The organism is Microbispora sp. GKU 823, from assembly GCF_002027145.1.
Classification (GTDB): domain Bacteria; phylum Actinomycetota; class Actinomycetes; order Streptosporangiales; family Streptosporangiaceae; genus Microbispora; species Microbispora siamensis.
The window spans coordinates 25,589-32,238 of the sequence record NZ_MWJN01000105.1; the positions used below are offsets into that span (position 1 = coordinate 25,589).

At 74.5% G+C, this 6,650-nt stretch carries 8 protein-coding genes; 4 read left to right on the forward strand and 4 right to left on the reverse strand.

All coding sequences use genetic code 11. The features are described from left to right. Nucleotides 1-75: 75 nt before the first annotated feature. Both B1L11_RS36290 and B1L11_RS52835 read right to left on the reverse strand, forming a co-directional pair. Nucleotides 76-702 carry a trans-aconitate 2-methyltransferase gene (locus B1L11_RS36290; protein ID WP_256863197.1) on the reverse strand — a complete coding sequence of 209 codons (627 nt, stop codon included), beginning with the start codon at nucleotides 700-702 and terminating at the stop codon, nucleotides 76-78. Then, complete coding sequence (locus B1L11_RS52835) at nucleotides 699-839, reverse strand: hypothetical protein (RefSeq protein WP_256863198.1); 141 nt, start codon at nucleotides 837-839, stop codon at nucleotides 699-701. The genes B1L11_RS36290 and B1L11_RS52835 overlap by 4 nt, the downstream gene beginning before the upstream one ends. A gap of 71 nt (nucleotides 840-910) precedes the next feature. Here B1L11_RS52835 and B1L11_RS36295 point away from each other — a divergent pair, with 71 nt between their 5' ends. Together B1L11_RS36295 and B1L11_RS36300 are read left to right on the forward strand one after the other, a co-directional pair. Further along, nucleotides 911-1,480 carry a CGNR zinc finger domain-containing protein gene (locus B1L11_RS36295; RefSeq protein ID WP_079319814.1) on the forward strand — a complete coding sequence of 190 codons (570 nt, stop codon included), beginning with the start codon at nucleotides 911-913 and terminating at the stop codon, nucleotides 1,478-1,480. Nucleotides 1,481-1,589: 109 nt separating this feature from the next. Then, nucleotides 1,590-2,339, forward strand: a complete 750-nt coding sequence (locus tag B1L11_RS36300; RefSeq protein ID WP_079319820.1) for an SDR family NAD(P)-dependent oxidoreductase — start codon at nucleotides 1,590-1,592, stop codon at nucleotides 2,337-2,339. A 141-nt stretch (nucleotides 2,340-2,480) separates the two neighbouring features. Here B1L11_RS36300 and B1L11_RS36305 read toward each other — a convergent pair whose 3' ends face one another. Then, the gene (locus B1L11_RS36305) at nucleotides 2,481-3,215 is read right to left on the reverse strand and encodes a PP2C family serine/threonine-protein phosphatase (RefSeq protein ID WP_079319815.1); all 735 of its coding nucleotides are present in this window, start codon (nucleotides 3,213-3,215) and stop codon (nucleotides 2,481-2,483) included. A gap of 58 nt (nucleotides 3,216-3,273) precedes the next feature. Here B1L11_RS36305 and B1L11_RS36310 point away from each other — a divergent pair, with 58 nt between their 5' ends. Together B1L11_RS36310 and B1L11_RS36315 are read left to right on the forward strand one after the other, a co-directional pair. Continuing rightward, nucleotides 3,274-5,364: an N-6 DNA methylase gene (locus B1L11_RS36310; RefSeq protein WP_079319821.1), complete on the forward strand. Its 2,091-nt coding sequence runs from the start codon at nucleotides 3,274-3,276 to the stop codon at nucleotides 5,362-5,364. Nucleotides 5,365-5,474: 110 nt separating this feature from the next. Next, the gene (locus B1L11_RS36315) at nucleotides 5,475-6,377 is read left to right on the forward strand and encodes a serine/threonine-protein kinase (RefSeq protein ID WP_079319816.1); all 903 of its coding nucleotides are present in this window, start codon (nucleotides 5,475-5,477) and stop codon (nucleotides 6,375-6,377) included. Between the two features lie 18 nt (nucleotides 6,378-6,395). On the opposite strand, the gene B1L11_RS36320 is transcribed toward B1L11_RS36315, so the two are convergent. After that, on the reverse strand, nucleotides 6,396-6,650 hold a 255-nt coding region (locus B1L11_RS36320; protein ID WP_143737794.1), incomplete at its 5' end, for a DUF2293 domain-containing protein.

Here is a 6,650-nt window from a genome sequence, read left to right on the forward strand (position 1 = left end):
CTTTCCGGCGGCCCGGCGGGCAAACCCCGGCGGCCGCCGGACAGAGCGGCCGGGGAGATCGGCGGGCCGGGTCGATTACGGACGCACGGCGCAGAGCAGGCGGTTGTCGCCGCGCTGCCACAGCGTCCCGATCTCGGCGAAGCCCGCCGCGCGGAGGGCCTCGACGTGGGTGGACAGGTGGAGCGACTCCGAGCCGTGGTGCGCCGCGGTGGCCGGCCGGGGCGCCGCGACACCGGCGAGGTCGGGGTCGGCGGCGATCGCGTCCCACCACTGACGCCAGTCCTCGGGACGGCCGCCGGCGAAGCGCCGCCGCTCCTCGCTCTCGTGCACGGCCCGCTCCAGCCGCGCCAGCGCCGGAGAGGTGTCCTCCGAGCTGAAGTGGTCGCCGTTGAGGAACAGCCCGCCCGGCCGCAGCACGGTCGCAAGCTCGGCGTACACGGCCCTCAGATCGGGCTCGGCCAGCCAGTGCAGCGCGGTCGTGCTCACCGCCGCGTCCGCCGGGCGGTCGAGGCCGAGCGCCTGGCTCCACCCCGGCTCCCGCAGGTCCAGATCGGCGAAGCGCAGGCCGTCGCGGTCGCCGTACGCCGCACGGGCCAGCGACAGCAACAGGGGATCGGCGTCGACCGCGACGACCGTGGCCCGGGGAATGCGGCTCAGCAGTCGGGCCGACAGCGAGCCGGGGCCGCAGCCGAGGTCGATCACCAGGGGTCCGGGCGGCCCACGCCCGCCTCGACGGCGTCGATCAGCGCGGTGAAGCGCTCCTCCCGGTCGGGGAGGTAGCCCTCCTGCTGGCGGTCCCAACGGTCGATCCACCGGGTGGCGACGTCCAGAGTGAGCATGCCGTCTCCTTGTAACTGGCGTGTATTCTTTCGGCAGTTACAACGTAGAATGCAAGGGTGTAACTGGTCAAGTGAACTTCAACAGTCACGCTGATGTCGTGGTGGCGGTCGCCGTCGGCCTGGTGAACGCCCTGACCGAGGGCGAGGCGCGGGGCCGGCCGTACGAGCCGCCGACGGGTGAGGCGCGGGCCGCCGCGGTCGCCGACGTCCTCACGACCGGCGACAGGCGGGCGCCCGCGGTCACCGAGGCGGAGGCGGGCGCCCTCGCAGAGGTCGCGGGGCGGCTGCGCGGCGTGTTCGAGGCGGTGACGCGGGGCGACGTGGACGCGGCGGCGCTGACCGTGAACGGACTGCTGGCGGAGACGGACGCGCGCCCGCACCTCGACCGGCACGACGGGGAGCCCTGGCACATACACTTCCACGGCGCGGGCGGCACCCTGGCCGGCAACTACGCGGCCAGTTGCGCGACCGGCCTCGCCGTGGTGCTCGGCAGCGAGTTGCACGACCGGCTCGGCGTGTGCACCGCGCCGCACTGCGACCGCGTGTACGTGGACACCTCCCGCAACGGCACCCGCCGCTTCTGCTCCACGGCCTGCCAGAACCGGGTCAAGACGGCCGCCTTCCGGGCGCGCGGCGCCTGACCGCTCCTCCGCGCGGGCCTTTCCCGCGCCTTTCCGAGCCCTGACAGTCCGAACGCCAGGTCCGATCGCCGCCGGACCTCCCGGCCCCGTTGTCGCCATGCTCGGCACCATGAACGAGATCAACGACATGAACGGCAAGGCGGCCCTGGTCACCGGGGGCGGCCGGGGGATCGGTGCGGCCGTCGTCCTGAAGCTGGCCGAGCGCGGCGCCGATGTGGCGCTCACCTACGAGCGCGACCAGGACAGCGCGGCCGCCGTGGCCGAGAAGGTGAAGGCGATGGGCCGGCGGGCGCTGGTCATCCGGGCCGACAACGGCGACGCGAAGGCGGTCGTCGCGGCCGTGGACGAGGCCGCCGCCGAGTTCGGCCGGCTCGACGTCCTCGTGAACAACGCGGCGCTCTTCCCCGTCGCGCCGATCGAGGACCTGGGGCCGGAGGAGGTCGACCGTACGCTCGCGGTCAACGTGCGCGGGCCGTTCCTGGCCGCGCGGGCGGCGGCGGGACACATGACCGAGGGCGGCCGGATCATCACCGTCGGGAGCAACATCGCCGAGCGGACCGTCTTCCCCGGGTTCGCCCTGTATGCCATGAGCAAGACGGCCATGACCGGAATGACCAAGGGGCTCGCCCGCGACCTCGGGCCGCGCGGCATCACGGTCAACCTCGTCAACCCCGGCCCGACCGACACCGCCTCGAACCCGGCGGACAGCCCCATGGCGGACACGGTCCGGGGGCTGACGGTCCTCGGCCGCTACGCGGCGCCGGACGACATCGCCGAGACCATCGCCCACCTGGCGGGCGACGGCGGGCGCTACGTCACCGGCGCGACGATCAACGTCGACGGCGGCTGGGCCGTCTGACGTCAGTCCGGGCACACCGTTCGGGCGCGGAGCGGAGATCTCGCGGCCGGCTCGCCCGGCTGGAACGGCCGCGAGATCTCATGCGCGGCTCCGGGCGCCGGTGGAGGACGGGGGCCGGACCCCGTCCCTGACGGTCAGGTTTCAGGCGTCGGCGGCTTCGACGTCGGCGACCACGCACGAGATGTTGTCGGGTCCGCCGCCCTCGTTGGCCAGCTCGATGAGCCGGCGGACCGTCTCCTGCGGATCGGCCACCGTGGTGAGCACGTGGTGCAGCGCCTCGGGTTCCAGCACGGAGGTCAGCCCGTCGGAGCACAGCAGGTAGCGGTCGCCCGGGAACGCCTCGCGCAGCGACAGGTCCGGCTCGGCCAGGCCGCTCGTCTCCAGCGCCCGCAGCAGCAGGGAGCGGCGCGGATGACGGGCGGCCTGGTCGGGGCTCATCCGCCCGTCGTCCACCAGCGACTGCACCAGCGTGTGGTCGCGCGTGATCTGGTAGAGCGCACCGTCACGCAGCATGTACGCCCGCGAGTCGCCCACGTGGGCCAGGGCGAACTTCCCGTGGCCGTCCCACAGCATCGCGGTGACCGTGGTGCCCATCCGTTCGAGCGCCGGGTCCTGCGCGGCGAGGTCGCCCAGGCGCTGCCCCGCCTCCCGTACGGCGTCCGCGAGGGCGGCAACGGGGTCGGCGGGAGCCGGGCCGTCATCCAGTCCGGCCAGTGTGGAGATGACGGCCGCGCTGGCGACCTCGCCGTGTCCGTGCCCGCCCATCCCGTCGGCGATGGCGAGCAGACGCTCGCCGGCGTGCACCGAATCCTCGTTGTTGGCACGCGAGCGCCCGACGTCCGACCCAGCGGCGTACCGAATACGGTTGTGCGTCATGGTTTTGAGTAAACCATTGGTTGAGTGACTTCACAAGCACAGTGCTAGGCTCGTGTTCATGAGCCACGACGCCCAGGCGGACAACACGGCGGACACGACGGCGGGTCCTGTCGCCGCCAGCCCGCTCGAGGCCGCCGTCGAAGCGGCGGTCGAAGCGACCGTGAACGCGGGCGACATCGCCCGGCTCGCCGACGTCGGCAGGGCCGCGGTCAGCAACTGGCGGCGCCGCTACGAGGACTTCCCCCAGCCGGTCGGAGGTACCGCCTCCAGCCCGCTTTTCTCGCTGCCCGAAGTGGAGGCGTGGCTGCGCAGGAACGGCAAGTCGTTCGAGGTGTCCCAGGGCGACCGCGTCTGGCAGCGGCTGCGCGCGTCGGCCGACGACCTGCGCCTGGGCGAGGTGCTGGGGGAGGTCGGGGCGTTCCTGCTCTACACGCTCCGCGACCCGGACGGCTGGAAGCGGCTGTCCGCCGCCCCCGACCTCGCCGTACGGCTCCCGCGCGCGGTGGCCGAGGCGACCGCCGACCTGCCCCCGCGCACGGGGGAGGCGACGCCGGTCGAGCCCGGCCTGCTCCTGCTGGTCGCCGGGATGGCCGAGCGGAACGGCCCGGCCGGCGCGTTCGAGTTCCTGTGCGAGCGGTACGCCGAGGCGCACAGCCGCAGGCTGGCACTGACCCGGCCCGACGTGGCCGCCCTGATGACCCGGCTGGCCTGCCCGGGGGCGCGCACGGTGCTCGACCCCGCGTGCGGCATGGGCACGCTCCTGCTGGACGCCGCCGGGGCCGGTGCGGCGGGGGACGAGGCGCGGCTGCTCGGCCAGGACGCCAACGAGACGGTCGCGCTGCTCGCCGCGCTGCGGCTGCTGCTGCGCGGGCGGGACGCCCGGGTCGTCCCCGGGGACGCGCTGCGGCACGACGCGTTCCCTCCGGACCGGCCGACGGACGGGCTCGGGGACGGGCTCGGGGACGGGCTCGCGGACGCCGTGGTGTGCGACCCGCCGTTCAACGAGCGGGCCTGGGGCCACGAGGACCTCATCGGCGATGCCCGCTGGCAGTACGGCATGCCCCCGCGCGGCGAGCCGGAGCTGGCCTGGGTGCAGCACTGCCTCGCCCACGTGCGGCCCGGCGGGCTCGTGGCCATCCTGATGCCGGGCGCCGCCGCGAGCCGCCGTCCGGGACGCCGTATCCGGGCGAACCTGCTGCGGACGGGCGCGCTGCGGGCGGTCTTCACGCTGGCGCCCGGAGGCCCCGACCTGTGGCTGCTGCGCCGTCCCGAGCCGGGGGAGCGGCAGCCCGGCGCGATCCTCGTGGCCGACGCGGGAGACGACCCGGCCGGCGTCGAAACGGTCTGGCGGGCCCACCTCGCGAAGACCGAGCTCCCGCGCGGTGGCCGCACGGTCCGGATCATCGACATCCTCGACGACGAGGTGGACGTGAGCCCGGCGCGGCACCTGTCACCCCGGAACGACACGCGGGGCTTCCCGGACGCCAGGGAGCGCTTCCGGGACGCGCTCGCGGCGCTGGCCGGCGACGTGCCCGACCTGGAGGTGCTCACCGGCGGCGCGGCGGGCTGGGACGCGTCGTGGGCGACCGTGGCGGAGATGGCCAGATCCGGGCTGGTCACCATCCGGCATTCGACGCTGCGGGCGCTGCCCGCCGACGTTCCCGGCGGCGACATCCCCGGCGGTGCGGTGGCCGAGGGCGGGGTGCCCGTGCTGACGGCCGACGACGTCGCGGCCGGGACGGCGCCGTCGCGGCGGATCCCCGCGCGCCCCGGCCTGGTCGCCGTACGGCCGGGAGACGTCGTGGCGTCGGCCGTCACCGCCCGGGTGGTGGCGGGGGAGGGCTCGGTCCTGGGCCCTCACCTCAGCCTCTTCCGCGTCGCTCCGGACAAGGTGGATCCCGAGTTCCTGGCCGGGTTCCTGCGCTACGCGGCGGGCGGCGGCCGGCCGCATCTGGGCAGCAGCCGCGTGGAGGCCCGCCGGGCCCGCGTCCCCCAGCTTCCCCTGGCCGTCCAGCGCACGTACGGCACGGCCTTCCGGCGGCTGCTCGCGCTGGAGGACGGCCTGCGCGAGGCGGCGGCCGCGGGGGAGGCGCTCGCCCGCCTCGGCGTCGAGGGGCTGATCGACGGACGCCTCCGCCCTCGTGGGTGACGCGGTCCAGAGCCTGCCGGCTGAGAGAGTCCTGTCCACCCGGCCGCTGAGCCCGAGCATCGCGGACGAATCCGGTAGCTTTTTCCCCGATAGGCCGACGGGAGGGGCGCATGGTCATCGGCGACCGGTATGAGCTGGACGACCTCCCCCTGGGGCAGGGCGGCATGGGCGCCGTGTACGGCGGGCACGACCGGCGGCTCGACCGCAAGGTGGCGGTGAAGTTCCTGCGGCTGCCCGACGGCCCGGACGAGGAGTTGCAGCGCCGGTTCATCCGCGAGGCGCGGATCCTCGCGAAGCTCGACCATCCGGGCGCGCCCGTCCTGTACGACTTCGGCACCTACGAGCAGCGGCTCTTCCAGGTCATGCAGTTCATCGAGGGCGTGACGGTCGCCGACCTGCTGAGCGAGCACGGCCCGCTGCCGGTGCCGTGGGCCGCGGCCATCGCCGCCCAGGCGTGCGCCGTGCTGACCGCCGCCCACGAGCTGTCGATCTGCCACCGGGACCTCAAGCCGACCAACCTCATGCTCTGCCCGGACGGCAGCGTGAAGCTGCTCGACTTCGGGCTCGCCATGCTGCGGGAGGCGGACGTCGCGGGTAGGACGGCGCAGTTCACCCGGATCGGCCAGATCCTCGGCACCCCGGCGTACATGTCCCCCGAGCAGATCCAGCGGGGCGTCGCCGGGCCGAAGAGCGACCTGTACTCCCTCGGCTGCGTGCTGCACGAGATGCTGACCGGCAACCAGCTGTTCACCGGGCCCACCGAGTATGCCGTGTTCGACAAGCAGGTGAAGGAACGGCCGCCCCGGGTTCCGGGGGTCCCCGCCGAGCTGGACCGCCTGATCGCCGAACTGCTGGAGAAGGAGCCGGACAACCGGCCGTCCGACGCGCACACGCTGTTCGAGCGGCTGCAGCCGTTCGCGGTCGACCTGCCCCCGCTGCCCGGCTTCCTCAACCCGTCGTCGGTCCCCAGCCCCGGGCGCATGTACGCCCAGATGGTCGGCCGCGTCCGCTGAGAGGTCCGCCGGAGGCGCTCACCCGCGCCAGGCCGTCAGGACCTCCTCGACCCGGGGGCGGATCCGCTCGCGGGCCGTCATCCGCGGCGTCCCGGCCATCAGCAACTCGTCGTAGTCGGTGTCCAGATGCCGCACGCTCGCGATCACGGCGAGCGTGATGGCGTTCTCGTCCAGCACGCGGGCGGCGGCGGTGCGGCCCACCCGCCCGCTGCCGCGTACGGCGGCGTGCGCGGCGATGGCCTCGGGCCCGCTCGGGCCGGGCAGCGGGGGAAC